Source organism: Mycobacterium sp. MOTT36Y, from assembly GCF_000262165.1.
Taxonomy (GTDB): Bacteria; Actinomycetota; Actinomycetes; order Mycobacteriales; family Mycobacteriaceae; genus Mycobacterium; species Mycobacterium intracellulare.
Map to the genome: position 1 here is coordinate 102,746 of NC_017904.1, position 24,715 is coordinate 127,460.

Below are 24,715 nucleotides of genomic sequence, written 5' to 3' on the forward strand. Positions count from 1 at the left end.
GCAGGCGAAGATGCGAAGTGACCACGGGTCATAGCGGCACCAGGCGGGGCAATTGAGCGCCAAATCTGCACAAAGTGCAAAGTGAGATCTTTCGCATAGCCTGAATAGCGGTTAACATAGCCGCCCGTGGGGGCACAGCAAAGGTTCACCGATGAACAGCCGTACCGGCGAGTGACCGCGCCGAGGCGCATCCGGCGATGACCGCCCAGGACGATCGCCCGCTCACCGAGGATCGGGCGCCCGACAGTGTGGCCACCATCCAGGAGTGGTCCGCGGGCTATGTGGTGCGGCACCCCCTCGCCTCGCTGAACACACTGGGCGAGCAGTACATCCTCGCGGTCCGCACGGTCGAGTACTGCATGGTCGACCTGTTCACCGGCCGCTTCCAGTGGGCGGAGTTCGTGCGGCAGGGGGCCTTCATGGCGGCGACCGCCGTGCTGCCCACGGTCCTGGTGGCGCTGCCCATCGGGGTGACGCTGTCCATCCAGTTCGCCCTGCTGGCCAACCAGGTCGGCGCGACCTCGCTGGCGGGCGCCGCCAGTGGGCTCGCCGTGATCCGTCAGGCCGCCTCGCTGGTGGCCGCGGTGCTGATGGCATCGGCCGTCGGGTCCGCCATCACCGCGGACCTCGGGTCTCGGACCATGCGCGAAGAAACCGACGCCATGGAGGTCATGGGGGTCTCGGTAATCCGCCGCCTGGTCGTCCCTCGCTTCGCCGCCGCCATCATGGTCGGCGTGGCGCTGACCGGAATCACCTGCTTCGTCGGCTTTTTGGCCAGTTATCTGTTCAACGTCTACTTCCAACGCGGCGCACCGGGAAGTTTCGTGGCGACGTTTTCGTCGTTCGCCACCACGGAGGACATGATCGTCGCGCTGCTCAAGGCCGTGATCTACGGAGCCATCGTGGCGGTAATCGCCTGCCAAAAAGGGCTTTTCACCAAGGGCGGGCCGGCGGGCGTGGCCAACTCGGTGAACGCGGCCGTGGTGGAGTCGATTTTGGTGCTGATGATCGTCAACGTCGGGATCAGCCAGTTGTACAACACGCTGTTCCCCAGGACGGGACTGTGAAATGACGGCCTCCGCATACGTTCCCGGACTCGCACGACCGTTCATCGGCGCGTACCGGGTCGCGGCCGCACCTACCATGCGGCTGGGACACATGCTGGTCTTCTTCGTCCGTGCCGTGCTCGCGGTGCCGATCGTGCTTCGGCAATACCGCACGGAATTCCTACGATTGCTGTCGAACATCGCCTGGGGCAACGGCTCGATCGTGGTCGGCGGCGGCACCGCCGGCGTCGCGGTGGTCCTCGGCTTCACCGCCGGCGCACTGGTGGCCGTGGAGGGATACAACTTTCTCAACCTGCTCGGCCTCGGCCCCGCCACCGGGATCATCTCGTCACTGGTCAACACCCGCGAACTGGCGCCCATCATGGCCTCCCTGGCGTTCGCGATGCAGGCCGGCTGCCGGTTCACCGCCCAACTCGGCGCCATGCGCATCGCCGAAGAGATCGAAGCCCTGGAATCCCTGGCGATACGCCCCATCCCGTTCCTGGTCACGACGAGGCTGATGGCCTCCGTCATCGCCGTCATCCCGCTCTACATCGCCTGCCTCGCCGTCACCTACCTCACGTGCCAGGTGGTCGCCAACATCATCAGCGGCGGATCGATCGGCCCGTACCTGCACTACTTCACCATGATGCTCAGCACCAAGGACATCGCCTACTCGGTACTCAAATGCGTTGTCTTCGTGTGGCTTTCCTCCACCGTGCAGTGTTACTACGGGTTCTACGCCGCGGGCGGACCCGAGGGCGTGGGCGTCGCGGCCGGCCATGCCATGCGGGCGAGCATCACCGTCGTGATCATGGTCAACATGTTGCTCACGATGGCGCTGTGGAGCATCGACGCCGGCGCGAGATTCGGTGGCTGAATGGCCAATTCGCTAGATTTCGACGGGCGGGGCCCCACCGACCAACAGCTGGTGGCCCTGGGCGCGACGGTGCTGCTGATCGCGGGACTGATCACGGGAAGCCTGCTGCTGAAGTCCACCGGCCGGCTCAACGACTACATCCGCGTGGTCGCCGAGCTGACGAACGTGGGCGATGGGCTGCCGGCGCGGTCCGATGTCAAATACCACGGGCTGCTCGTCGGCGCCGTCGACAACGTCGTCCCGGCGGCCTACGGCAAGCCGAACTACGTGCACATCAACCTCAAACCCGAATACGCCAAGGACATCCCGAGCGCGGTGACCGCGCGCGTGGTGCCCAGCAACGTGTTCGCGGTCTCGTCGGTGCAACTCGTCGACGGCGCCCCGAGCCCGAGCATCCGCAACGGGACGCGCATCCCCGAGGACCTGCAGCTGTCGACGGTGATCTTCCAGACCACGATCAGCAAGCTACGCGACATCCTGGCCGCGACCGGCCGGGGCCGCGAAGACCACAGTGTCGGCATCCTGGCCGCCGTCGCGGCCGCCACCAACAACCGGCGCGGCACCTTGCTCAACGCCGGCGCGCAGCTGACCCGGGTGCTCGACGAGCTCAATGCCATCGTGACCACCTACCCCGGCCCGTCCACGGTCTCCGCGCTGCTGGACGCCACCCGCGGCCTGCAGGCCACCGCGCCCGACCTCGTCGACGTCTTGCACGACGCGGTCAAACCGATGCAAACCCTGGCCGAAAAGCACGAGCAATTCCGGTCTCTGGTCACCGGCTCGCGCCACACCTTCGGCGTGAACCGGCAAGCGTTCGACAACCACACCGACCAGCTGATCGAGATGAGCCAGAACCTCACGCCCGCCCTCGGCGTGTTCGCCCTGAACAGCGACAAATTCGTCCCCATCTTCACTCGGCTGAACCGGCTGTCCGACAAGTTCTTCGAAGAGGTGTGGGACCCGGAAATGGACACCGGGAACATGCGAGTCAATCTGGCGCTCACCCCGACCTACACCTACACCCGCGCCGATTGCCCGCGGTATGGTCAGTTGCTCGGGCCGAGCTGCTACACCGCCCCGACCATCGCGGTGCGCCCGGACCTGCCCGAGGTGTTGTTGCCGCAGAACTACCACGCGCCAGCGGATTTGGCGCCGCCCCCGGGCACGCAGATCGGACCCGATGGCAACCTCACCGCGGTGGGCCCGCCCCTGTTCAACCCGAATCCCAGCCTGGAAGACCCCAACCCGCCGTTGCCGTGGTGGCCGTGGCAGATCGGCCCGACACCCCGCGTCCCGGGGACCGCCGACCCCGACGACGCGCCGCCGGCACCGGCGCCGGGACCGCCTCCCCCGAGTCCGGGCCCGCCCGACGCGGCCGCGCCGGCGGCCTACGGCGGCAACGTCGGCCCGGTGGGCAGCCAACACGAACGTGACCAACTCGGCGCGATCACCGGCCAGGGTCGTCCGGCGTCGGTGGCGACGCAACTGCTGCTGGGCCCGGTGGCGCGCGGCGCCACGGTCTCCCTGAAACCACGGCAACCGCAGCCGGCGCCGGGTGGTGAGCCGAAATGAAGGTACGCGGACCGCTGATCGGGCTGTCGCTGTTCATGGCGATCGCCATCGCCGTGACGTGGATGGTGTACGCCACCCTGCGGCGCGACGTGGCTGGGCCGACCACGCGGTACGCGGCGATGTTCACCGACGTGTATGGACTACGCATCGGTGACGACGTCCGCATGGCCGGCGTGCGGGTGGGCCGCGTCGAAAACATCGAACTGGCCGGCAAATTGGCGAAGGCCTCGTTCATCGTCGAGAACGACCAGCACCTGTACGGCAACACGGTCGCATCGGTGACCTACCAGAACATCATCGGGCAGCGGTATCTGGGGTTGTCGCTCGGCGAAACCGGCAGCAGGGGAACGCTTTCGGCGGGCAGCGTGATACCGGTGCAGCAGACCGACCCCTCCTTTGACGTCGGCAAGCTGCTCAACGGTTTCGAGCCGCTGTTCACCCTGCTCAACCCCAAAGACGCCGACGACCTGACCAAGGGGGTCCTGCAGTCGCTGCAAGGCGACCAGGCGTCCATTCCGCTGCTGGTGCAGCAGACCTCGACGATCACGCGGACGCTGTCGGCGCGCGACCAGTCGTTGGGCGACCTCATCAGCAATCTCACCAAGGTCACCGACACCGTCGCGCGGCAAAACGACGACCTCGACCACGCCCTCGATCAAACCCGCTCCGCGGTAGCCAATTTCGATGCCCGCCGCCCGGCGCTGCAGGACTCGGTGGGTTCGATCGCCCGGGTTACCCGCCGCCTCGCGGCGATCGCCGACGACGTCGACCCGTCATTGAACCAGCTGATCACCCGGGAGCCGGGATTCAGCAAGCACCTGGCCGGAATCGAGCCCCAGCTGGCGTTCACCGGTGACAACCTCCCCCTATTGCTCAAGGGTTTCGCGCGGGCGCTCAGCGAGGGTTCCTACGGCAACGCCTACGCGTGTGACCTGAACGCGACGGGCTTCTTCCCCGGGCTCAACGACATCACCACGTTCATCGTCAACGCGGCCACGCCCGGAAACGCGTATCCGATCACCACGAAGAACATGGGGTGGCACACCCCGCGATGCAGGAACATGGCCAATGGCTGACGCACTGAGAACCCGATGGCTGCGCTGGCGACCGCTCGAGTCCTACAACAGGACCTGGCTCGGGCTGGGCGGGCTGGCGGTGGTCGCGGTCCTCGTCGCGGTGTCGCTGGGGATCAAGCTTCTCGGCGTCGGTTACACCCATTACACCGCCGAATTCCTGCAAGCCGCCACGCTGCGGCCCGGAAACCCCATCACCATCGCCGGGATCGAGGTCGGGCACGTCACCAGCATGAAACTCGACGGCGATCACGTCGAAGCGGGCTTGAGCGTGCGGGACAACGTCGCGCTGGGCAAGGACACCCGGGCGGTCATCAAGGTGATGACCATCCTTGGATCGCGCTATCTGGAGCTGGTGCCCGACGGCCCGGGATCGATTCCGGGCAAGACGATCACCCTGTCCCACACGGCGGTGCCCTACGACCTGCAGTCTCTGCTCGAAGACGCCACCACCACATTCGAGCAGGTCGATTCCGACCAGTTCGCGCAGTCGCTCGCCGTGCTGGGCAAGCAACTGGGCGGGGTGCCCCCGCTGGTTCCGCAGGCGGTCGCGAACCTGCAGACGTTGTCGACGATCACCGCCGACCGCCGGGGACAGCTCGGCACGCTGCTGAAAAGCACTCAGCGAGTGGTCAATACGCTGCGGCGCCAGCAGACCAACATCGGGCATCTGATGGATCAAGGGCAGGACCTGCTCGGCCACCTGGTGGCCCGCCAGGCCACCTTCCACGCTATGTTCGCGGCGCTGACCGAGCTGGTCGATCAGCTCGACAAGGTCGTCGTCACCAACCGCCCCATGCTCGACGAATTGTTCGTCAACCTGCATGACCTGACGAACATGATCGGCCAGCACGACGACTTGGTGCGCAACACGCTGCAGGTCGCCCCGGTGGCGCTGCGGGGCTTGACGAACGCCACCGGCTACGGTCCGGTCGTCGAATTCAACCTGCCCAACGGGCTCGCCATCGACTCGTGGATGTGCGCCATCAGTGGGCGCGCGAAGGAATTCAAGATGATCCAGTACTTCAAGGACTGCAAATGATTTCCGGTCGGCGCAGGCTCATCGCCGTCGCGGCCGTGGCAGCCGCGGCGGCGGCCGTCGCCATCGGCTTGGTAGGGCACTATGTCAAATCCCGACTAGACACGATGACCGTGATCGCTCAATTCGACAGCGCCGCCGGCCTTTACGAGGGAAACGTGGTAGCGGTGCTCGGCATGCCGGTGGGGAAGGTCAGCAAGGTCACGTCCAAAGGCAGTTACGTCGAGGCCGAGCTGACGCTGGACAAGAAGGTCAAGATCCCCGCCGCGGTCCGTGCCGTCACGATCACCACCTCGATACTCACCGACCGCCAGGTTGAATTGACCCCGCCATACCGGAGCGGACCGGTGCTCAAGAACCACGACACCATCGGACTGACCAGGACGAAGACGCCCGTGGCGTTCGACCGCGTGCTCGACATGCTCGACAAAGTCTCCAAATCGCTCAAGGGCGACGGGAAAGGCGGCGGCCCGGTCGCCGACCTGAGCGACGCGGCGGTCGCCATCACCGATGGGAACGGCAAGAAGATCCTGGCCGCCCTCGACGAGCTTTCCAAAGCGCTGCGCCTCAGCTCCGAGCGTGGCGTCACCACCCGCGAGCAACTGACCACCATCATCACCGACCTCAGCTCGATCACCGAGGCGGCCGCGCGCAACGACGCCAAGGTACGCGAGTTCGGTTCCACCACACGGCAGCTCAGCCAGATCCTGGCGGACGAGAAGTTCGGCACCGGCGCCACCGGGCGGACCATCAACCGGATACTCGAAGAAGTCACCACGCTGATCGAGAACAATCGCGACAACCTCAAGCAGGCCGTCCGCAACGGGGACACGGTCGCCAAGACGGTTGTCGCGGATCAGCGCGTCGTGGCCGAGATGCTGGACGTGCTCCCGCTGACACTGGAAAACCTGTACAACACCGTCGACCGCACCAATGGCGCGATCCGTGTGCACGGCCTGCTCGACAAGGCGCTCACCGACAGCCAGTCGGCCAAGGAGCTGTGCAATCTGATGCACCTGCGCCAATTGGGCTGCAGCACAGGGACGCTCCAGGATTACGGCCCGGACTTCGGGCTGACCTACATCCTCGACGGCCTCTCGGCGATGGGGCAGTAGCGATGACCTGGGGCAAGCACAAGGCAGCGGCGGCGGCGCTGAGCGCGGTGATGGTCAGTGCGGGCTGTGCCACCAACGGCCTGGCCAGTTTGCCGCTGCCGGCACCGGGAATCGGCGGCGGTGGATATTTGCTCAACGCCGTGTTCTCCAACGCCCTGAATCTGCCCGCCCATGCCAAGGTCAAACTCGCCGGAGCCGACGTCGGGCAACTCGAGAAGATGGTCGCGCGCAACTACACCGCGGTGACCACCCTGCGCATCATGGACGGCGTGCGCATCCCCGTCGGCAGCACCGCGGAGCTGCGATCCGCGACACCGCTCGGCGACGTGTTCGTCGCCATCAAGCCACCGACCCCGGTGGACCCGAATGCGCCGCTGCTCAAGGGCGGCGAAACCATCGGGCTGCCGGCCACCCGCGCCGCCGCCACCGTCGAGAGCGTGCTCAGCTCGGCCGCGCTGCTCGTCAACGGCGGTGCGGTCCGCAACTTCACCAACATCGTCAACGGCGCCGGGAAGGCGACAGGCGACCAGGGACGCGCGTTCGGCGACCTGATCAACCGGACCAATCTATTGCTGGGCAAGCTCAACGCCCGATCGGAGCAGATCGACGCGGCGGTGACCGAGACGGCGGGCCTGGCCGATCGCCTGGATGAGAAGAACCAGGCGATCACCGAGGTCTTGCAGGCCGTCGGCCCGGCCACGAACGTGTTGTCCAGCAACGCCGATGAAATCGCCGACGTGGTCGACGAACTCGGCGCCACGACCCGGCAGCTCTCCAAATTCCCCTCCATCGCCGGCACCGACAAGACAGGCCGCAGCGTCATCAAGGACGCCAACACCATCGCCGCCGCCTGGAACGACGTGGTGCTGAGCCCCGATACCAGCCTCGCCGCGCTGAACCGGCTGATCCCGCCGTTCGTGAAAACCACGTCCAGCGACGCCATTTCGGTACGCGGAAGCTTCGACCGGCTGGTCATGGGATCGCGACCCGGTACCGGGGCGGAGACCGGGGGGTTCAAGGGCGACCCGGCATTTCACGGACCCATGCGCCGCGACTGGAACTACATGATCGGCTCCATCAAGTACGTGCTGTGGCGCCTGCAGGAACGCGTCGTGGGTCGCGGGCCGCAAACGCCGATGGGCCAGACCCCGTGGACGCCGAGCGGTCCGCCCCTCCCCCCGGCGCCCGGGGGAGAAGCGCCGCCCGATCCCATCAACCCGGAGCCACCGCGATGATCGACACCCTCGCTCGAATCATCGTCGCCGCGGTCCGAGCCGGCCACCGCCAGCGCGCCTGGCTGTCCGGCCTCGCCTTGGTGCTCACCCTCGTGGTCGGCCTGGCCTACCTGGCGATCGGCGCACTGCGCATCAATCCGCTGGACTCCACCTTCCAGGTCACGATCCGGCTGCCCGAATCCGGCGGGTTGCTGGCCAACCAGGACGTCTCCGTCCGCGGGATCCGGGTCGGGCGGATTCAGTCGCTGCGACCCACACCCACCGGTGTCGAGGTGATCGCAAACATCAACGCGAACACCAAGATTCCCGCTGTCAGCCCGGTGCGGGTGTCCGGACTCTCGCCCGCCGGCGAACAGTACATCGATTTCGAGCCCGCCTCCAACAGCGGACCGTTCCTGTCGAACGGCAGCGTGATCGGCCCACAGCGGACCACGACTCCCATCCCGCTGTCCCAGGTGCTGGCCGACGCCGATGGGATGCTCGCCCAAGCCGACCCGAAGAAGCTCGAAATCGTGAAGCGCGAACTGAGTTTGAGCAAGGAGGGCCCGCAAAAGCTCACCGACATCATCGACGGTTCGACGTTCCTGCTCTCCACGATGGACCCGGTGCTGCCGCAGACCGTCAGCATGCTCAAGACCAGTCGCGTCGTCCTGACCACCCTCTCCGACAAGAATGCCGGGCTCGCGGTCGCCGCACGCAATGTCGGCGACCTCATGACCGGTGTGAACAAAATGGACCGCGGCTATCGCAAATTCGTCGACCAGACACCGCACGCGATGTCGTCGGTGGACAACCTGTTCGACGACAACTCCGACACCATGGTCGGGCTGCTGGCCAACCTGGTGACCACCGCGCGGATCATCTATGTCCGGGTTCCTGCCTTGAACGCGGTCTTCCCGAACTACCGGGGGTCCACGCTCGAGGCCCTGATGACGACCATGCACGAGCACGGGCTGTGGGCGACAGCCGACATCTACCCGCGCTACACCTGTGACTACGGCACCCCGCGCCGGCCGTCGTCGTCGGCGGACTACCCCGAACCGTTCCTGTACACCTATTGCCGCGACGACGATCCCCAGGTGTTGATCCGCGGCGCCAAGAACGCCCCCCGGCCGGGCGGCGACGACACCGCGGGCCCCCCGGCCGGCGCCGACCTCGGCCAAACCGCGGATCCAACGCCCAAGGGCCGGTTCACCATTCCCACGCCGTACGGCGGACCGGTGCTGCCGATCGAACCACCCCACTGACCTACCGACGCCCAGACCTCGAGGAGAAACCGTGACCGTGACCGCCGACCAAGAATGCGACACCACCGAGGACATCGAGAAGCCGCCCGACGACGGCGAAGACGCGTCGGATGCCGGGGAGAAGGGCCCGAAAACCGCGGCGCGCCAGTGGAAAAGGTACGCCGGCGTCGCCGTGGTGGCCGCCGTCTACCTGGGCGCATTCGGCCTTGCGGGCGGGCTGGGCTGGAAGCTGTGGGATGAGCACACGGTGACTCAGGCCGGGCAGGCGGCCCAGCGAACCGCGATCGATTATGCCCAGGTGCTGACCAGCATCGACTCCAACCAGGTCGACCAGAACTTCTCCGCCGTACTCGACCGCGCCACAGGGGAATTCAAGGACACCTACACCAAGGCCAGCGTGCAGCTTCGGCAGCTGCTGGTCGACAACAAGGCCACCGCGCACGGCACGGTCGTCGACTCCGCGATCGAATCCCTGAGCAAAACCAGGGTGGTGGTGTTGTTGATGGTCGACCAGACGGTCAGCAATGCCGTGCGTCCCGACGGCCGCGTCGACCGGAGTCGGATGAAGATCACGATGGACAATGTCGGCGGCCATTGGCTGGCCAGCAAAGTCGAACTCCCCTAGGGCGTTTCGGTCATGCGGATTATCCGGCTCTCGGCCAGTGTCGCGGCGGTGGCCGCGGCGGTGGCCACGGCGGTGTTGACCGCGCCGCCGGCGTCGGCGTCGGCGCAGTCGTTTTGCGGCGACCTCGGCGGCGACTGGGACGGACAGTACTGCCACGCCTCGGTGACATCCGAGCGAAAAGCCGTGCGCGACATCAAGATGGCCCTGCCGGGCGATCTGGTCGAAAACCCGACCAGCGGCCCCGCGATCCGCGAGTACCTGCACACCCTGATGAACAACTGGCGCGCGAAGGGCGCCTCGATGGTCCAAGACAGCTGGGGCGAGGAGAACTTCCAAGTCTTCTCGCATGGGCGCGCGCTCAGCGTGGCCTTCCACGAGGACTACCACGCCGACGGGCCGTCGTTCAACAACGCCTATCGCACGTTCACCTTCGACATGGCGTCCGGACGGCCGCTGCAGCTGGCTGACATCACCAAACCCGGTGTCGCCCCGCTGACCGCTATCCCTCCGTTGGCCGAACCCTTCATTCAGGAGGCGCTCGACCGCGCCGCGTGGCAACACACCCCGGGGACATATCCGTTCACCGTCGACCGCTGGACACCGGACAACGTGTTCTCCGGGGGCTACAAGGCGTGGGCGCTCACGCCCGACGAGCTGATTCTCTACATGCCGGACTACCCGGTCGGGCACGACTCCCCGATCCAGTACGGGCAGTCCCAGCAATGGTTTATGGACGGAGGCACCGCCCAGCCACACATCCCGCTCAGCGCGCTCAGCCCGGTGCTGCGGCCGGAATTCGGCGGGGCGTAACGGGGTTAGACGTCCAATGACCTCGCGTACGACGCTGCGCCCGGCCGGGCGGCCCCACCTTGCCGTCCCCACAAAACCGGCGGTCCACCGATCGCCCGATCAGCCGCCGCTGCGGCTACGGTGATCTGTATGCCATCGGCTAGCCGCTCGTCTGCGGATCACGTCAAGCGGCGCCCGAAGGACCGCAAGATCCAGATCGCCCGCGCCGCCACCGATGCCTTCAGCGAGCTCGGCTACCACGCCGTCAGCATGGAGAACATCGCGGCGAGGGTCGGGATTTCCGCGGCCGCGCTGTACCGGCATTCGCAAGGCAAATACGACCTGTTCCGCGATGTCGTCTTGGCGCTGGGCCAGCAACTGGTCGACGCGACGGCGTTCGCCGACGACGTGCCCGCCGACGCCGATCCCGAAAAGGTCCTCAGCGCGCTCACCCGTGCGCTGATCGACACCACCATCGTCAACCGCACCACCGGCGGGCTGTATCGGTGGGAAGGCCGCTATCTGCGCGGGGACGACCAACGCGCTTCGGCGGAGCAGATCAAGCGGATCAACCGGCGCCTGCAGCGGCCGTTGGTCAGGCTGCGCCCCAAACTCACATCGCGGCAACGCTGGTTGCTGTCGGCGGCCACGTTGAGCGTCATCGGCAGTATCACCGACCATCGGTCCCGCCTCGGCAACGCGGAGATCCGGGCAGCGCTCACCGATATCGCGACCGCGGTGTTGCACGCCGAGTTGCCGGCGCAGCACCCACGCGGCTCCGAACCGCTGCGGACGTCGACGCTGACCAGCGCCGCGGGCAGCTACGAGCTGCTGCTCCATGAGTCGATGCGCCTGTTCAACGAGCGCGGTTACCGCGAGACCGGGATGGAGGACATCGCCGCCGCGGTGGGCATACCGGTTGCCAGCATCTACCAATACTTTCCGGGGAAGGCCGCCATCTTGGCGGTCTACTACCGGCGCGCCGCCGACCAACTCTCCGGCGACCTGTCCAGCATCCTGGCCACCAGCGACGATCCGGAGCAGGCACTCGCCCGGCTCATCGACGCCTATGTGACCCGGTCCTTCGCCAACCCCGAGCTCGCGTGCGTCTATTACACCGAGCGTCACAACCTGCCCGAGTCAGATGCGGTGCTGCTCTACAACATTCAGCGCTCGACCGTCGAATCCTGGGCCCGGTTGGCCGTCGCGGCAAGACCGGAACTCACCCTGGGACGCGCGCGGTACGCCGTGCACGCCGCGTTCGCGCTCGCGGTGGACATCGGGCGACTCGTGTACCCCGACACCAGTCAGTCCGCCACACTCACGGTTCGTCGCCTGATGGAAGTGACGGTGCTGGGGCGGCCGGCCGCGTCGCCCGACGCGGTCGGCGAGATCCGACAACGTCGCTGAAAGACAATTCACTCCGAAGAACCGCGCTGCACTTGCTGTGATGCGTGCGCAGCGACCGACGAGTCGGTGGTACTGAACGTGCTGTTGCAGCAGCATATCTCCGCGTAAAGTCGCCATGCCGATCACCGCCGGCCGTTCCCCTGCACTACCAAAACGTGCGAATAGGGATTAACATATTCAGCGTCCAGTCCGCGCGCCGGAATGTGGTGGTCCTCATCGCTTGGTGTGGGCCGGCGGCAATTCCGGCGGCGCCCGCGCGAAAGGGACGCTCATGCTCGCCAGACTCCGCAAGCTCCTCGAGTATCAGTTGAGCATCGCCGAACTGCTGGGACTGGGCATCCTGCTGGGTACGCCGTACCTGATCGTCGGCGTGATCTGGTCGAGCACCCACACGGCGCATCTGCACGACATGCACGGCGTCGATTTGGTGGTGTCGTTCCTCGGCTCGATCGTGTCCTGGCCGGTGCTGCTTTTCGCCAACGTGTGCATGACCTAGGGGCTCAGGGGGATGGTCACCCGCGGACCGCTCATTGTCTTCGCGGCGGTGGTGTTCTTGGCCGGCGGACTTTTCGCGCTCCGGTTCCCGGTTTTCATCGAGGCCTACGACCAGTTCGGTTGGCAAGTCAAATGCGGCAGCGGTTTTACCACCGATCTGACCCAGGCCTCCAATGCGGAGAAGAAGCCGCCCGGCCAAAAGGCAAGCGCCGGTGCGCCGCACGCGGCGGGCAACAACTACGTGCGCCAGTGCAATAACGCGCTGATGGCCCGGCGCGCGTGGGCGATCCCCGCGGCCGCCCTCGGGGGCCTGACCCTGACCTGGGTGGCGGCCGCGGCGCTCGCCCACGATCGTCGAGCCCGCATCGAGCACAGCGAAGGCTGATCGACAATAATCGGGATCCGAAAACGCTTGGTAATCAACAGTTGTCGGTGAGCCTATCGCGTGCTCTCGTCGGGGGTGTCATGCCGCGACTGGTGCAAACCCGGCGCGTTGGGGTCTTCGTGCTGGTGCTCGAGCTGTTCCTGCAGTTTGCGTTGTTCCTCGGTTGTCTTCCGCGCGTCCTGGGGCGCAGCGGGCGAGTCGGCGTTGACTTCCTGATCCACCGGGATCTCCTCCGAACGTCTGCGATGGCTCCTGTCAGGGTCGCCCGAATCGCACGCGTCGAAACACTCAATACCGTTTGACCACGGCGCGCGGGGCGGTTCGCCAGGTTCTGCCGCCCCCGTCCCGACCGCGCGGAGGCTCGAGAAGCAGGACGGCCAGTCCGTCGAGCAGCACCGGGCGCACCCAGTCGCCCAGTTCGATTACCTCGCCGGGTGTCGGCTGGCGGTGCAGGTCGTCGCGGGCGAGATCGATCGGTGTCAGGGTGCGGACGGTGTCGAGCGTGGCGTGATGGGGCAGCTTGCGGATGCCGGGCAGGGTGATGAACAGGCCGTCGTTGCCGGACAGGTGCAGTCCGATCGCCGCCAGCGCGCCGGTCATGCCCTCATGGGTGCCGCCGTGTCCCGACAGATGCACCCCGAGCGCCGGGCCGAGTTCGCGGGCTTCGCTGGGATGCAACACCTCTCGTTTGGCGCGGCGACCGAACTCGATGAGTGGCGCTGCGTCGTCGAGATCCCCCGGAATGACGACGGCGAGGCCGGGGTCGGCGTCGGGTGGGCAGACCCGTTCCAGGAATCGCCCGGCGAGTTCGATGATTTCGCCTCGTGCCCCGTGGGGGTCGCCGTCGGCGCTGCGCCAGGCCAGGCAGGCGCTCGAATTGTGGGACGTATAGGGGATCCGGTCGTCGACGAGCAGCTGGTGACGGGTGGCGCCGGCGGGGGCGCCGAGGCCCGCCGCCGCCAACTCGCGAAGCAGCGCGCGGGCGCGCCGACCGGTGCCGGGTGTGTAGGCGTTGTCGGTGTCGTCGATGCCGACGAGCAGGTCCACACCGGCGAGCGCGACAGCTTCGGTCATGGGTTGACCACCAGGGCGGTGACATCGCGAACCCATTGATCGCGGCTGAGCCGCGCGCCCGTCAGCTTGAGCGTGTTGCGTTTGGTGAAGCTGAGGATGGTCTGATCGTCGAGCGCGGCGGCGATCAGCGTCTGGGCCGGGTCACGCCCCTCGACCCGGACCCGGGTGGCGTCGGCCGCGCCCGCCGCGTTGAGAATCGAGCGCACGCTGGGCCCCTTCTGGGCCTGTGCTCCGTGCGATTGCGGCGTGGTGATCTCCACCTGGGGGAGCTGCTGCAGCTGCGCGATGGTGAACTGGTCGAGGACGCGGTGGTTGTCCTGGACGACGAGCCGGTTGTCGGTCCCGGAGGGGCCGCACGCCGCGATCCCAGCGCTGACGGCCAGGACCGCGACTGCCCGAAGCGACGGCGTATAGCTGCGCATTTTCGGATCCTATCCTGTGAATACGCCGCAAATGAGGGTCAGGGTAGCTGCTCGCAATTTATGCTTTCCGGATGACCGTGATGCAACGCCCCGCGGCCGGCTTCATGGCCGCCCGCGAGGCGGTGTTCCCCCTGCTTGCCGCCGCCACGATCGTCGCCTCCACCGATGTCCGGATCCCGCTGGGCCTGCCCGGGCACCGTGGATTGGTCTGGCTGACCCTCTTGGTGGCGGTGGCGCTGGTAACCGTCCGGCGCGAGACGGTACTCGTGGTCGGGGCGGCCTCCACGGTGGCGACGTTGCCGATGCACGGGTGGGGCGACCCGTTGTGGAGTAGTCGCTATGTGGCCGCGGCGGCGTTGCTGTACACCGCCGCCGCGCTGCCGGCGGTGCGGGTGCGGCGATGGTTGTTGGCGCCAGCCGCCGCCCCGATTCATCTTGTCGCACTGGCCAGTTCGGTGTTCGGCCTGCGCGCCGGCGGTCATGTGTCGACCTGGGTGTCGAGCGGGCTGCTCGAAAAGGCCGGCTGGCATCTGGTTTTCGGATTGTCAGCCGGTCTGCTCGCCTGGGTGGCGGCGATGTTCATGGGCAGAAACCGATGTGAGGAGTGGCCGCTATGACGCTACGAGTCCTTCCCGAGGGCCTGGCCGCGACGAGCGCGGCGGTGGAGGCCATCACCGCCCAGCTCGCGGCCGCACACGCGGCCGCCGCCCCGGTGGTCTCGGCGGTGGTTCCACCGGCGGCCGATCCGGTATCGCTCGGAGCCGCCGCGGTTTTCAGCGGCAGGGGCAGCCAGCATACGGCCGCGGCGGCCAAGGGCGTCGAGGTGTTGGGCCGGGCCGGGCTGGGTGTGAGCCTCGCGGGCGTCGGTTACGCCGCCCAGGACGCGGCGGACGCGGCGACGTACCTGGGGGCAGGCGGCTGACGATGACCGCTCCGGTATGGATGGCGCTGCCCCCCGAGGTGCATTCGACGTTGCTGAGCAGTGGTCCCGGGCCGGGCCCGCTGCTCGCCGCGGCGGGCACCTGGGCCGCCCTGAGCTCCCAATACCAGTCGGCGGCAACGGAATTGACGGCGGTACTGACCGGATCGGCCGGGGTGTGGGATGGCCCGACCGCGGAAACGTATGTCGCCGCGCACATGCCGTACCTGGCCTGGCTGGAGCTGGCCGGCACGCTGAGCGCCGAGGCGGCCGCCCAACATCAGGGGGTGGCCACCGCTTACACGGCCGCCCTGGCCGCGATGCCGACGCTGCCCGAGTTGGCCGCCAACCATGCCATGCACGCCGCCTTGGTGGCAACGAATTTCTTTGGGGTCAATACGATTCCGATTGCGCTCAACGAGGCCGACTACGCGCGGATGTGGACCCAGGCGGCCACCACGATGAGCACCTATCAGGTCACGACCGAAGCCGTGCAATTGACCAGCGGCGCCGGGTCGGGCGGTGGCAAGGGGACCGGCACTGGAACCGGGGCCGGCGCGGGGACCGGCACCGGGACCGGAACTGGGGCGGGCGGCGGGACCGGAACTGGGTCAGGCGGCGGCGGCGGGCAGGGGTCGTTCCAATTGCCCACACCCGAAGAGATCTGGGAGATGCTCTTCGGGCCCGACGGCGAAAAGATCCCCGGCCAGGGACAGCCGAACTGGAGCCCGTCGGAGTATCTGCAGAATCTGGGGAACTTCTTCAACGGAAACGCCCAGGCGCTGGCGTGGCTTCAGCAGAACGCGTCAGGTCTGCTCAACCCGTCCACATTCCCGGCGCTGATGAATTATTTCATCGCCTGGCAGACCTTCCGGATCATCAACTGGACGATCAGGACGCTGCGGTTCATCCTCCAGGAGCTGCCGCTGCTGTTGCAGGTCGGCTTGAGCCTGTCCATCACCAGCCTGGGAGGACTCGCCGGACTGGCGGGTCTGGCGGGGCTGGCCGGGGTGGCTGCGCCGGCCCCGGCGCCCGTCGCCGCCCCGCAACCCGCCGTGGTGGGGATGCAGCCGCCGCTGGTGTCGGTTGCGCCGGCGATGGCTCCGATGGCCCCGGCCTCACCGGCGGCGCCGGTCACGTCGGTGGCGTCGGCCCCGGCGACCACGGTCTCCACCGTCGCGCCGCCCGCGGCGCCCCCCACGCCCCCCGCTCCGGTGACCGGCGCCGAGGGCTTCGGCTACATGGTGGGCGGCCTCGGCCTCGGCATGGGTTCGAAAGCGCAGAGCCGCACCAGAACCGGGCTACCGGCGGCGCAGGCCGCCGCGGCGGCGGCGCGCGCGAGCGCGCCGGAACGGGAGCGGGCACGGTCGCGGCGCCGCCCGCGTTCGGTCATCGACCCCGGCTACAGGTACGAATTCATCGAGGCCGACGACGATTCCGGCGCGGTGAGCGCGTCCCAGCCCGACCGGGCCCTGGCGTCGGACTCCCCTGGTGCGATCGAGGGTTTCATCGGGACGCTGCCCAAGCCCGACGTGCGGGCGGGAGGCCTGATCAGGTTGGCCGGCGATCAGCCCGGTGACGGCGCCCGTCTGCCGATGTTGCCGGAGAGCTGGGACGGCCCGTAGGTCGCGCCGCTAGCCGAGATGCGCGGACAGTAACCAGGCCCCTACGGACTTGCGGCCGTTGCCCTCGTCACGGATGTCGGCACCGGCGAAGGCCTGGAAGCCTTCCAGAAAGCTCTCCGGCACGTTGGCGTGGATGCGGGCCGGGCGGATCTCGTCGATCACCCAGTACTTGGAGACCGCGTCGCGCAGTTCGTCTTCGGTGACCGCATTGACCGGGCCATCGGCCGGCATGGCGGCGCGGTCAAAGACCAGCACGAAGTACGACGCTCCGGGCGCGGCGGCCCGCACGATCGACTGCTGATAGCCGTCGCGCAGCTCGACGGGCATCGAGTGGAACAGGGTGCTGTCGACGATGGTTCCGAAGCGGCCGTCGTACCCGGTGAAGGCACTGATGTCCGCGACGTCGAAGCTGGCGCTGGTCAGGCCGCGCCGGGCGGCCTTCTCGCGCGCCAACTCGATGGCGGTGGGCGACTGGTCCAGGCCCACCGTGGTGAAACCGCGTTCGGCCAGGTACAGCGACACCGCCGCCTCACCGCAACCGGCGTCGAGCACGTCGCCGTGGAACTTGCCGGCCTCGATGAGGGCCGCAATCTCGGGCTGCGGCTCACCGATGCTCCATGGCGGCCGGTTGCCCTCGCCCATCTCGGGGGCCTCGCCCCGGTAAGCAGCTTCGAACATCTCTTGCGTTGGCTGAGTCATACCACCATTGATATCAACCACCCTGATATGTGTCAACAAAGTTGATATAGCGGGGATCGGCGCGCGCCGGCGATGCCCGTGGTGGCCGCTACCGAAGTGTCGCGGTCAGGTAGCCCGACGCGTCGCCGAACGAGGCCAGCTCATCGTTGGGCACGCCGAACCCCTGGGCGGCGAAGGCCTGCTCGGTGGTCCGTACGTCGGTCTGCCACCCGCGCGCGGCGAGGTATTCGGCCGCGGTGTTGCGCTCGCCGGTGTAGAAAAGCTCGGCCAGATTGATGCTGGACCCGATGCGCCGTGACCGCTCGGTCAGCTTCTGTGCCCAATCCGACGGAATCTTGCGCAGGTCCAAGTGTTCTGTGGCGATCCGGCTGCCGGTCGCCGACGCGGCGGCGATGTTGTCGAACAGGCGGTCTTGCGCCTCGGGCGGCAAGTAGACGAGCAGGCCCTCGGCGCTCCAGGCGGTCGGTTGCGCGGCGTCGAATCCGGCTTCCGCGAGCGCCGTCGGCCAATCGTCTCGCAGGTCGATCGGAACCGTCCGCCGCTCCGCGGCCGGCGTGGCACCCAGGCCGGCCAGCGTCCGCGTCTTGAACTCGATGACCTCGGGTTGGTCGATCTCGTAGACGATCGTGCCCGTGGGCCAGGCCAGCCGGTAGGCCCTGGTGTCCAGTCCGGACGCCAGGATGACGGCCTGCCGGATGCCCGAGCCCGTCGCCTGCAGGAAGAAGTCGTCGAAAAACCGGGTGCGCACCGTGATCTGTTCCTTGACGGCCTGGCGGTTCAGCAGCGGATCGTCGCTGCGGTCGAGCGGGCTGTCGAGGAGCTTGATGAAGGTCTCGGTGCCGACGGCGCGCACGAGCGGGTCGGCCCAGGGGTCGTTCAGCAGGGCGTCCGGGCCTTGGGAGGCGATCGCGCGCTGTGCGGCGACCGCTGTCGCGGTGGCTCCGACGCTGGACGCCAGATCCCACGTGTCGTTCTCGGTGCGGGCCACGCCAATCTCCTCTCGGCCACGAACGCCTGATTAGTTAGCTTATGTAAGTGACGACTCGACTGTACCCGCTCCGCCGGAGCAGGCGGTGGTGTTCACTGTCGTTATGGGCGACCACATCGAGCTGAGCCCCAGGGGCTGGGTCCGCGAGCAGACCGAACAAATCCTGAGTCGCGGCACCACCGACGGGGTCGAGGTCTTCGACCGGCCCATCGTCCTGCTGACCGTCACGGGGGCGAAGTCCGGCAAACAGCGTTACGTACCGCTGATGCGGGTCGAGAAGGACGGCCGCTACGTCATCGTCGCGTCCCACGGTGGCGCCCCCGAGCATCCCGCGTGGTACGCCAACGTCAAGGCGAACCCGACGGTGACGCTGCAAGACGGCGACAAGGTCGCCACGCTCACGGCTCGCGAACTCGAGGGGCCCGAGCGCGACGAGTGGTGGCAGCGGGCCGTTAAAGCCTTTCCTCCCTACGCGGAATACCAAACCAAGACGGCACGACAGATCCCGGTCTTCGTTCTGGAATGAGAGATTTGCGGCACCGCTGACGGGCCCGCGCAAACATTTGCATTCGATATGCGCCCGGCCCGTCCGGTTGACCGGTCTTGGTTGCCCACCTACTTTCGTACGCAGAGGCCAGGCACGCCCCCGCTGAACAATGATGTTCAGTGAATTTGAATCGCCTGGGCCGCACGGCTTTACGAAGTGTTCCGGTTGCCGTTGTCGGATGGATACCCCAAAAGTCCACCGTCATTGACGAATTCAGGAGAAGCTCTTGCAACACGCTGAATCGTCGGGTCGGCAAGGCGTGGAGCAGGGCGTATCGTCCCGGATTGACCGGTTCCGCGAGATCGCCCAATACGACCTGCCCGCATCGCTGGTGGTTTTCCTGGTGGCGCTCCCGTTGTCCCTCGGGATCGCAATCGCTTCGGATGCGCCCGTGCTCGCCGGCTTGATCGCGGCGATCGTCGGGGGCATCGTCGGAGGATGGATCGGCGGATCGCCCCTGCAGGTCAGTGGGCCCGCCGCCGGACTGACCGTCATCGTCGCCGATGTCGTCCATCAGTTCGGCTGGGGCATCACATGTTTCATCACCGTCGTCGCCGGAATCCTGCAAGTTGTGTTGGGATTCAGCCGAATTGCACGCGCCGCACTGGCGATCTCGCCGGTCGTCGTGCACGCCATGCTGGCCGGCATCGGGATCACGATTGCGCTACAGCAAGTGCACGTGCTGCTGGGTGGCGCCTCGGAAAGCTCGGCATGGAGCAACGTCACCGGGCTGCCCGCGCAGATCGTCGGCGCTCACCGGCCGGGGCTGGTGCTGGGGCTGCTGGTGATCGCCATCCTCGTCGCCTGGCGCTGGGTTCCGGCGCGGGTGGCCAGCATCCCGGGGCCACTGGTCGCCATCGTGGTGGTCACGGCGATCTCGGTGGTGTTCCCCTTCCACGTATCCCGGATCGTGCTGAACGGCTCGGTGCTCGACGCGCTGCAATTACCGACGCTGCCGCACGGGAATTGGGGCGCCGTGGTGATCGCCGTCATCACGGTCACCCTGATCACCAGCGTCCAGAGCCTGCTGACTGCGGTATCGATCGACCGCATGCACAACGGACCGCGAACCGACTTCAACCGCGAGCTGATCGGGCAGGGCGCCGCGAACATCGCGTCGGGGGCGATCGGTGGGCTGCCCATCGCCGGTGTCATCGTGCGCAGCGCGGCCAACGTGAACGCCGGTGCGAGAACGCGCGCCTCGACGATCATGCACGGGTTCTGGATCCTGCTCTTCGCCGTGCCCTTCGCCGGGCTGGTCGAAAAGATCCCGACCGCTGCGCTTGCCGGCCTACTCATCGTCATCGGGATCGAACTGCTCAAACCGGCGCACATCGAAACCGCCCTGCGCAACGGTGATCTCGCCGTCTACCTGGTGACCATCACCAGCGTCGTCTTTCTCAACCTGCTGCACGGCGTCATGATCGGACTCGCCTTGGCGGTCGTCGTGACCGGTTGGCGGGTGGTGCGCGCCCGGATCGAGGCCAAGCCCGTCGGTGATGGATGGCACGTCGTCGTCGAGGGGGCGTGCACGTTCCTGTCGTTGCCGAGGCTGACCGGTGTCCTGGCGTCCATCCCGGAACGCACGTCGGTGACGCTGCACCTGCTCACGACCTATCTCGACCATGCGGCGCATCAGGCGATCAGCGACTGGCAGCGGCGGCATACCGCCACGGGCGGGGAGGTTCATCTCCGCGAAACGCTCGAGACGGAATCCGTTGGGGACGAGGGCAAGCCGTCAAAACCCCACCGCCGCAACGCGCACCTGAGCCTGGTCGCACAGCTCTCCGCGGACGCTCGCGCCTGACGCGGGACGCTAGGTCAGGTCGGCGGCCACTCGTTCCAATGCGGCGAGGTGGTCGTCGACGTGCGCGAAGCCGGCCTTCATGGTGTTCACCGACAGATGGCTGGCCCCGGCGGCTTTCCACGCGGCGATGTCGGCGGCGAGCTTGTCGGGGTCGCCGGTCCAGCTGACCCGGCCTTCCATGCCGATGCTCCGCGGGTCCCGGCCCGCCGCCTCGGCCGCCCGATTGACCTGCGCGAGCGCGTGGTCCAGGTCGGGGCCCGGCGCGGTCATCGGAAACCACCCGTCGCCGAGGCGGCCGGCGCGTTCGTAGGCCCGATCGGAGGCCGCCCCGAACCACACCGGGATCGGCCGCTGGGTGGGCAGCGGGGCCAGGCCCGCGCCGGTCACGGTGTGGTACTTGCCCTTGAAGGTGACCGATCGCTGCGTCCACAGCATGCGCATGAGCTCGACCTGTTCCTCGGAACGTTTTCCGCGGTTGGTGAATGTCTCCCCGAGCGCTTCGTACTCCACGGCGTTCCAGCCCAATCCGACACCGAGCCGCAAGCGCCCGCCGGTGAGCAGGTCGACCTCGGCGGCCTGCTTGGCCACCAGCACCGACTGCCGCTGCGGCAAAATGATGACGCCCGTGACGAGTTCCAGGCTGGTGACCGCGGCCAGGTAGCCCATCATGACGAAGGGCTCGTTAAACGTCGAGTCGATGTCGTAGGGGCCCTCGAAGCCCCGGTGCACGGTCGTGTCGGCGCCGACGACATGGTCGTAGGCCAGGATGTGGGCGAACCCGAGCTCCTCGACGCGCTCGGCGTAGGCGCGTAGGACGGCGGGATCCGGTCCGAGCTCGGTCTGCGGGAAGACGACTCCGATGCGCATTCGCGGTTCAACCGTCCCGCATCGCGATTGCTTCCCACGCGGCCCGTCGCTCGATACCGCGCGGGCTTCACGCATGATGGGGACGTGACGGCCAAGGATCTGAGCGGCGTGCTGAGGGTCGGCGAGCTGGAGCCGACGCTGGCAGAAGAACTGGCGGCGCGCTACGAGATTGCGAAGCTTCCCGACGGCCCGGCGCGGGCCCGATTCCTGGCCGAGCACGGCGCCGACGTGCGCGTGCTGCTGACGTGGGGACCGCCGGGCGTCGACGCCGACACCATCGCCGCGCTGCCCAACCTCGAGGCCATCGTCAACGACGGGGCCGGGGTGGACCTGATCGACCTGGAGGCGGCGAAGCGCCGCGGCATCGGCGTGAGCAACACCCCGGACGTGCTGTCGGACACGGTCGCCGACACGGCGCTGGGCCTGATGCTGATGACCCTGCGCCGCTTCGGCGCCGCCGACCGCTACGTGCGGGCGGGCCGCTGGGCGCGCGAGGGCCGGTTCCCGTACGCCCGAGACGTCAGCGGCCTCCAGGTGGGCATCCTCGGCCTGGGCCGCATCGGTTCGGCGATCGCCACCCGGCTGCTCGGATTCGATTGCGCCATCGCGTATCACAACCGGCATCGCATCGACGGGTCGCCCTACCGCTACGCCGCGTCGGCTGTGGAGCTCGCCGAGTCGGTCGACGTGCTGGTCGTCGCCACCACGGGCGACAACGAGTCCCACAAGCTGGTCGACCGCTCCGTGCTGGCGGCCTTGGGTCCCGAGGGGTATCTGATCAACATCGCCCGGGGGAGCGTCGTCGATCAGGACGCGCTGGTGGAGCTGCTCGTCGGCGGCGAGCTGGCGGGGGCCGGCTTGGACGTCTACGCCGACGAGCCGCATGTGCCGGCCGAACTGTGCGACCTGGACAACGTGGTCCTTCTTCCGCACATCGGCAGCGCCACGGCCCGGACCCGCCGGGCGATGGCGCAGCTGGCGATCCGCAACCTCGACAGCTACCTCGACACCGGCGAACTCGTGACGCCGGTGCTGACGCCGCGCCGTCGGCGCTGACCGCCTCCCGGCGTCGTGACCAGGCGATAAACCTATCTGTGGCCGAAGCGATACCGCGAGAAGGTTATCGCCGCAACCGCATCTGGGTATCCGGCTCTCATGAGTCCGCTACTGCAGGAGACAGCCGCGCCGGTGCGCTTGACGCTCGCCGGCACAGCGCGCCCCGACACGGCGGCGAAGTGGCGCCATGTTTTGCAACACTGGCTGCGGCACGAGGTGCGCGCGTCGGAGGACATTCGTGAGGACGTCGTTCTGGGGGTGAACGAGGCGTTGGCCAATTGCGTCGAGCACGCCTACCGCTCCCGTCGCGAGGCCGGCGCAATGAAATTGCAGGCCAGCTACGATCCCGCCGCCGAGTCAATCCGGGTATGCGTCAGCGATCGCGGAAGTTGGCGCAAGCCCTCGTCGAGGCAGACCACCGATCCCCGCGCCTCGCGCGGCATCACGCTGATGCACCGCCTCGCCGATCACTGCACGATCCACGCCCGCCCCAACGGCACCAGCGTCTATTTAGACTACACGACCGACGCGGATAGCGCTGTCCAGCAATAACTTTCACGCAGGAACCGAGCTCAGCCGCCCGAGGGCGTCGAGGGCGTGAACGTGACCGGCATGCGCTCGAGGCCGCTGACGAAGTTGGCCGGCCGCAGCGGCAGCGGGTCCTGAGACGCCAACTCCATGTCGGGCAGGCGTTTGAGTAGTCGCTCGAGCATCATCGAGAGCTCCAGACGCGCCAGCTGGTTGCCCAGGCAGAAATGGGTTCCGAAGCCGAATGCCAGATGGTTGTTGGGGTAGCGGTCGATCCGGAAGCTCTCGGGATCCCCGAACACGGCCTCGTCGAAGTTCGCCGACTCGAAGAGCAGGATGATCTTCTCGCCCCGCGCGAGCTGGGTGCCGTGGAACTCGAGATCGGCGGTCATGGTGCGGGCCATGTTCTTGACCGGCGCGGTCCACCTCAGCATCTCTTCGATCGCGTTGGGCAGCAGCGCCACGTCGTCGACCAGTTGCCGGTGCTGTTGCGGGTGGCGCAGGATCTGCGCGGTGCCGCCGGACAGCGTGTGCCGGGTGGTCTCGTCGCCGCCGATGAGCAACAACAGCACCTCGGTCACGATCTCGTGGTCGGCGAGCTTCTCGCCGTCCACCTCCGCGTGCACCAGCACGCTGACCAAGTCATCGGTCGGCTCGGCCTTGCGCGCCGCGATCATGCTCGTCATGTATTCGGTGTAGGCGGCGAAGGCGTCGATGGAGACCTGGAAGTCCTCTTGCGCGGTCGTGCTGCTGAGCATGGTGACCATGTCGTCGGACCAGCGCAGAAACATCTGCCGCTCCTCGGGCAGCACCCCGAGCATGTCGCCGATGACCGCCATGGGCAGCGGGGCGGCGAGGTCCCAGACGAAGTCGCACTCGCCGCGTTCGCAGACGTTGTCGATCAGGGCGTCGCACAGCGCGCCGATCGAGGCCTCCCGGTCCTTGACGCGTTTCCGGGTGAAGCCCGCGTTGACGAGTTTGCGCCGCAACAGGTGGGCGGGGTCATCCATCGCGATCATCATGGGCGGCGCGTCCTGGTCCGGCCGGATACCGCCGGCGTTGGAGAACAGCTCGGGCGCCCGCTCGGCGTCGATCACGGCCTGATACGTCGCCGCGGCGGCCAACCCGTTGCGGTCCCGAAAGACCGGCTCGTTCTCGCGCATCCACCGATAGACCGGGCGCGAGTCGCCCGCGTAGAAGGCGCCATCGGTCAGATCGACGTCGGGCCGTGGCTGATGTCGCGTGTCAACAGTGCTTGGCATGGCTCACCCT

At 67.5% G+C, this 24,715-nt stretch carries 27 protein-coding genes; 20 read left to right on the forward strand and 7 right to left on the reverse strand.

Going from position 1 to position 24,715, the window contains the following annotated elements; all coding sequences use genetic code 11:
• The first annotated feature begins 197 nt into the window (after positions 1-197).
• The 13 genes from W7S_RS00515 to W7S_RS00575 all read left to right on the forward strand — a co-directional run bounded on the left by W7S_RS00515 (position 198) and on the right by W7S_RS00575 (position 12,911).
• Complete coding sequence (locus W7S_RS00515) at positions 198-1,067, forward strand: ABC transporter permease (protein ID WP_008262772.1); 870 nt, start codon at positions 198-200, stop codon at positions 1,065-1,067.
• A gap of 1 nt (position 1,068) precedes the next feature.
• Complete coding sequence (locus W7S_RS00520; RefSeq protein WP_014710778.1) at positions 1,069-1,926, forward strand: ABC transporter permease; 858 nt, start codon at positions 1,069-1,071, stop codon at positions 1,924-1,926.
• Positions 1,927-3,498, forward strand: a complete 1,572-nt coding sequence (locus tag W7S_RS00525) for an MlaD family protein (RefSeq protein WP_014378793.1) — start codon at positions 1,927-1,929, stop codon at positions 3,496-3,498.
• A complete protein-coding gene (locus W7S_RS00530; protein ID WP_014378794.1) occupies positions 3,495-4,574 on the forward strand; it encodes an MlaD family protein in 1,080 nt (359 codons plus the stop codon). Before W7S_RS00525 ends, W7S_RS00530 begins: the two co-directional genes overlap by 4 nt.
• Positions 4,567-5,613, forward strand: a complete 1,047-nt coding sequence (locus W7S_RS00535) for an MCE family protein (RefSeq protein ID WP_009955638.1) — start codon at positions 4,567-4,569, stop codon at positions 5,611-5,613. The genes W7S_RS00530 and W7S_RS00535 overlap by 8 nt, the downstream gene beginning before the upstream one ends.
• Positions 5,610-6,725 (forward strand): MCE family protein, encoded by a 1,116-nt coding sequence (locus W7S_RS00540; protein ID WP_014378795.1) that lies wholly within the window; start codon positions 5,610-5,612, stop codon positions 6,723-6,725. The genes W7S_RS00535 and W7S_RS00540 overlap by 4 nt, the downstream gene beginning before the upstream one ends.
• A gap of 2 nt (positions 6,726-6,727) precedes the next feature.
• Entirely contained in the window at positions 6,728-7,960 is a 1,233-nt protein-coding gene (locus W7S_RS00545) for an MlaD family protein (RefSeq protein ID WP_014378796.1), read from the forward strand.
• Positions 7,957-9,207 carry an MlaD family protein gene (locus W7S_RS00550; protein WP_014381598.1) on the forward strand — a complete coding sequence of 417 codons (1,251 nt, stop codon included), beginning with the start codon at positions 7,957-7,959 and terminating at the stop codon, positions 9,205-9,207. The genes W7S_RS00545 and W7S_RS00550 overlap by 4 nt, the downstream gene beginning before the upstream one ends.
• A 31-nt stretch (positions 9,208-9,238) precedes the next feature.
• Positions 9,239-9,832, forward strand: coding sequence for a hypothetical protein (locus W7S_RS00555; protein WP_014710779.1), 594 nt, complete (start codon positions 9,239-9,241; stop codon positions 9,830-9,832).
• A 12-nt stretch (positions 9,833-9,844) separates the two neighbouring features.
• A complete protein-coding gene (locus W7S_RS00560; RefSeq protein WP_014710780.1) occupies positions 9,845-10,642 on the forward strand; it encodes a mannan-binding family protein in 798 nt (265 codons plus the stop codon).
• A 129-nt stretch (positions 10,643-10,771) separates the two neighbouring features.
• Positions 10,772-12,031 carry a TetR/AcrR family transcriptional regulator gene (locus W7S_RS00565; protein ID WP_009955629.1) on the forward strand — a complete coding sequence of 420 codons (1,260 nt, stop codon included), beginning with the start codon at positions 10,772-10,774 and terminating at the stop codon, positions 12,029-12,031.
• Positions 12,032-12,302: 271 nt separating this feature from the next.
• A complete protein-coding gene (locus W7S_RS00570; RefSeq protein ID WP_014710781.1) occupies positions 12,303-12,527 on the forward strand; it encodes a hypothetical protein in 225 nt (74 codons plus the stop codon).
• Positions 12,528-12,539: 12 nt separating this feature from the next.
• A complete protein-coding gene (locus W7S_RS00575; RefSeq protein ID WP_009955627.1) occupies positions 12,540-12,911 on the forward strand; it encodes a hypothetical protein in 372 nt (123 codons plus the stop codon).
• A 53-nt stretch (positions 12,912-12,964) separates the two neighbouring features.
• Here W7S_RS00575 and W7S_RS27080 read toward each other — a convergent pair whose 3' ends face one another.
• The 3 genes from W7S_RS27080 to W7S_RS00585 form a co-directional block, all read right to left on the reverse strand.
• Positions 12,965-13,132 carry a hypothetical protein gene (locus W7S_RS27080; RefSeq protein ID WP_009955626.1) on the reverse strand — a complete coding sequence of 56 codons (168 nt, stop codon included), beginning with the start codon at positions 13,130-13,132 and terminating at the stop codon, positions 12,965-12,967.
• A gap of 67 nt (positions 13,133-13,199) precedes the next feature.
• On the reverse strand, positions 13,200-13,985 hold the full coding sequence (locus W7S_RS00580; RefSeq protein WP_009955625.1) for a hypothetical protein: 786 nt from the start codon (positions 13,983-13,985) through the stop codon (positions 13,200-13,202).
• Complete coding sequence (locus W7S_RS00585; protein WP_009955624.1) at positions 13,982-14,407, reverse strand: hypothetical protein; 426 nt, start codon at positions 14,405-14,407, stop codon at positions 13,982-13,984. Before W7S_RS00585 ends, W7S_RS00580 begins: the two co-directional genes overlap by 4 nt.
• Before the next feature lie 71 nt (positions 14,408-14,478).
• Between W7S_RS00585 and W7S_RS00590 the strand changes: the two genes are divergently transcribed.
• From W7S_RS00590 to W7S_RS00600, 3 genes are read left to right on the forward strand one after another with little or no spacing between them, the layout of a single operon-like run.
• A complete protein-coding gene (locus W7S_RS00590) occupies positions 14,479-15,024 on the forward strand; it encodes a hypothetical protein (RefSeq protein ID WP_009955622.1) in 546 nt (181 codons plus the stop codon).
• On the forward strand, positions 15,021-15,329 hold the full coding sequence (locus W7S_RS00595) for a PE family protein (protein WP_009955621.1): 309 nt from the start codon (positions 15,021-15,023) through the stop codon (positions 15,327-15,329). The genes W7S_RS00590 and W7S_RS00595 overlap by 4 nt, the downstream gene beginning before the upstream one ends.
• A 2-nt stretch (positions 15,330-15,331) precedes the next feature.
• Positions 15,332-16,951 (forward strand): PPE domain-containing protein, encoded by a 1,620-nt coding sequence (locus W7S_RS00600; RefSeq protein WP_202947907.1) that lies wholly within the window; start codon positions 15,332-15,334, stop codon positions 16,949-16,951.
• Positions 16,952-16,960: 9 nt separating this feature from the next.
• Here W7S_RS00600 and W7S_RS00605 read toward each other — a convergent pair whose 3' ends face one another.
• Both W7S_RS00605 and W7S_RS00610 read right to left on the reverse strand, forming a co-directional pair.
• Positions 16,961-17,650 (reverse strand): class I SAM-dependent methyltransferase, encoded by a 690-nt coding sequence (locus W7S_RS00605; protein ID WP_014378803.1) that lies wholly within the window; start codon positions 17,648-17,650, stop codon positions 16,961-16,963.
• Positions 17,651-17,738: 88 nt separating this feature from the next.
• A complete protein-coding gene (locus W7S_RS00610; protein WP_014710783.1) occupies positions 17,739-18,638 on the reverse strand; it encodes a class I SAM-dependent methyltransferase in 900 nt (299 codons plus the stop codon).
• Between the two features lie 103 nt (positions 18,639-18,741).
• Here W7S_RS00610 and W7S_RS00615 point away from each other — a divergent pair, with 103 nt between their 5' ends.
• Both W7S_RS00615 and W7S_RS00620 read left to right on the forward strand, forming a co-directional pair.
• Positions 18,742-19,164 (forward strand): nitroreductase family deazaflavin-dependent oxidoreductase, encoded by a 423-nt coding sequence (locus W7S_RS00615; protein WP_014710784.1) that lies wholly within the window; start codon positions 18,742-18,744, stop codon positions 19,162-19,164.
• A 280-nt stretch (positions 19,165-19,444) separates the two neighbouring features.
• Positions 19,445-20,992 carry a SulP family inorganic anion transporter gene (locus tag W7S_RS00620; RefSeq protein ID WP_014710785.1) on the forward strand — a complete coding sequence of 516 codons (1,548 nt, stop codon included), beginning with the start codon at positions 19,445-19,447 and terminating at the stop codon, positions 20,990-20,992.
• A gap of 9 nt (positions 20,993-21,001) precedes the next feature.
• Here the strand turns inward: W7S_RS00620 and W7S_RS00625 are convergent, their stop codons facing one another.
• The gene (locus tag W7S_RS00625; protein ID WP_014710786.1) at positions 21,002-21,859 is read right to left on the reverse strand and encodes an LLM class F420-dependent oxidoreductase; all 858 of its coding nucleotides are present in this window, start codon (positions 21,857-21,859) and stop codon (positions 21,002-21,004) included.
• A gap of 84 nt (positions 21,860-21,943) precedes the next feature.
• Here W7S_RS00625 and W7S_RS00630 point away from each other — a divergent pair, with 84 nt between their 5' ends.
• Entirely contained in the window at positions 21,944-22,915 is a 972-nt protein-coding gene (locus tag W7S_RS00630; RefSeq protein WP_014710787.1) for a 2-hydroxyacid dehydrogenase, read from the forward strand.
• A 132-nt stretch (positions 22,916-23,047) separates the two neighbouring features.
• The gene (locus W7S_RS00635; RefSeq protein ID WP_008262834.1) at positions 23,048-23,467 is read left to right on the forward strand and encodes an ATP-binding protein; all 420 of its coding nucleotides are present in this window, start codon (positions 23,048-23,050) and stop codon (positions 23,465-23,467) included.
• Between the two features lie 20 nt (positions 23,468-23,487).
• Here the strand turns inward: W7S_RS00635 and W7S_RS00640 are convergent, their stop codons facing one another.
• Positions 23,488-24,705: a cytochrome P450 gene (locus W7S_RS00640; protein ID WP_014710788.1), complete on the reverse strand. Its 1,218-nt coding sequence runs from the start codon at positions 24,703-24,705 to the stop codon at positions 23,488-23,490.
• Positions 24,706-24,715: the final 10 nt, after the last annotated feature.

Excerpts from the sequence above, each read along its gene's own strand:
- W7S_RS00600 (WP_202947907.1), top strand. The coding sequence starts at position 15,332 with ATGACCGCTCCGGTATGGATGGCGCTGCCCCCCGAGGTGCATTCGACG.
- W7S_RS00595 (WP_009955621.1), top strand. The coding sequence starts at position 15,021 with ATGACGCTACGAGTCCTTCCCGAGGGCCTGGCCGCGACGAGCGCGGCG.
- W7S_RS00545 (WP_014378796.1), top strand. The coding sequence starts at position 6,728 with ATGACCTGGGGCAAGCACAAGGCAGCGGCGGCGGCGCTGAGCGCGGTG.
- W7S_RS00625 (WP_014710786.1), bottom strand. The coding sequence starts at position 21,859 with ATGCGCATCGGAGTCGTCTTCCCGCAGACCGAGCTCGGACCGGATCCC.
- W7S_RS00590 (WP_009955622.1), top strand. The coding sequence starts at position 14,479 with ATGACCGTGATGCAACGCCCCGCGGCCGGCTTCATGGCCGCCCGCGAG.
- W7S_RS00640 (WP_014710788.1), bottom strand. The coding sequence starts at position 24,705 with ATGCCAAGCACTGTTGACACGCGACATCAGCCACGGCCCGACGTCGAT.
- W7S_RS00585 (WP_009955624.1), bottom strand. The coding sequence starts at position 14,407 with ATGCGCAGCTATACGCCGTCGCTTCGGGCAGTCGCGGTCCTGGCCGTC.
- W7S_RS00540 (WP_014378795.1), top strand. The coding sequence starts at position 5,610 with ATGATTTCCGGTCGGCGCAGGCTCATCGCCGTCGCGGCCGTGGCAGCC.
- W7S_RS00530 (WP_014378794.1), top strand. The coding sequence starts at position 3,495 with ATGAAGGTACGCGGACCGCTGATCGGGCTGTCGCTGTTCATGGCGATC.
- W7S_RS00525 (WP_014378793.1), top strand. The coding sequence starts at position 1,927 with ATGGCCAATTCGCTAGATTTCGACGGGCGGGGCCCCACCGACCAACAG.
- W7S_RS00605 (WP_014378803.1), bottom strand. The coding sequence starts at position 17,650 with ATGACTCAGCCAACGCAAGAGATGTTCGAAGCTGCTTACCGGGGCGAG.
- W7S_RS00565 (WP_009955629.1), top strand. The coding sequence starts at position 10,772 with ATGCCATCGGCTAGCCGCTCGTCTGCGGATCACGTCAAGCGGCGCCCG.
- W7S_RS00570 (WP_014710781.1), top strand. The coding sequence starts at position 12,303 with ATGCTCGCCAGACTCCGCAAGCTCCTCGAGTATCAGTTGAGCATCGCC.
- W7S_RS00575 (WP_009955627.1), top strand. The coding sequence starts at position 12,540 with ATGGTCACCCGCGGACCGCTCATTGTCTTCGCGGCGGTGGTGTTCTTG.
- W7S_RS00550 (WP_014381598.1), top strand. The coding sequence starts at position 7,957 with ATGATCGACACCCTCGCTCGAATCATCGTCGCCGCGGTCCGAGCCGGC.
- W7S_RS00515 (WP_008262772.1), top strand. The coding sequence starts at position 198 with ATGACCGCCCAGGACGATCGCCCGCTCACCGAGGATCGGGCGCCCGAC.
- W7S_RS00580 (WP_009955625.1), bottom strand. The coding sequence starts at position 13,985 with ATGACCGAAGCTGTCGCGCTCGCCGGTGTGGACCTGCTCGTCGGCATC.
- W7S_RS00535 (WP_009955638.1), top strand. The coding sequence starts at position 4,567 with ATGGCTGACGCACTGAGAACCCGATGGCTGCGCTGGCGACCGCTCGAG.
- W7S_RS00520 (WP_014710778.1), top strand. The coding sequence starts at position 1,069 with ATGACGGCCTCCGCATACGTTCCCGGACTCGCACGACCGTTCATCGGC.
- W7S_RS00560 (WP_014710780.1), top strand. The coding sequence starts at position 9,845 with ATGCGGATTATCCGGCTCTCGGCCAGTGTCGCGGCGGTGGCCGCGGCG.
- W7S_RS00615 (WP_014710784.1), top strand. The coding sequence starts at position 18,742 with ATGGGCGACCACATCGAGCTGAGCCCCAGGGGCTGGGTCCGCGAGCAG.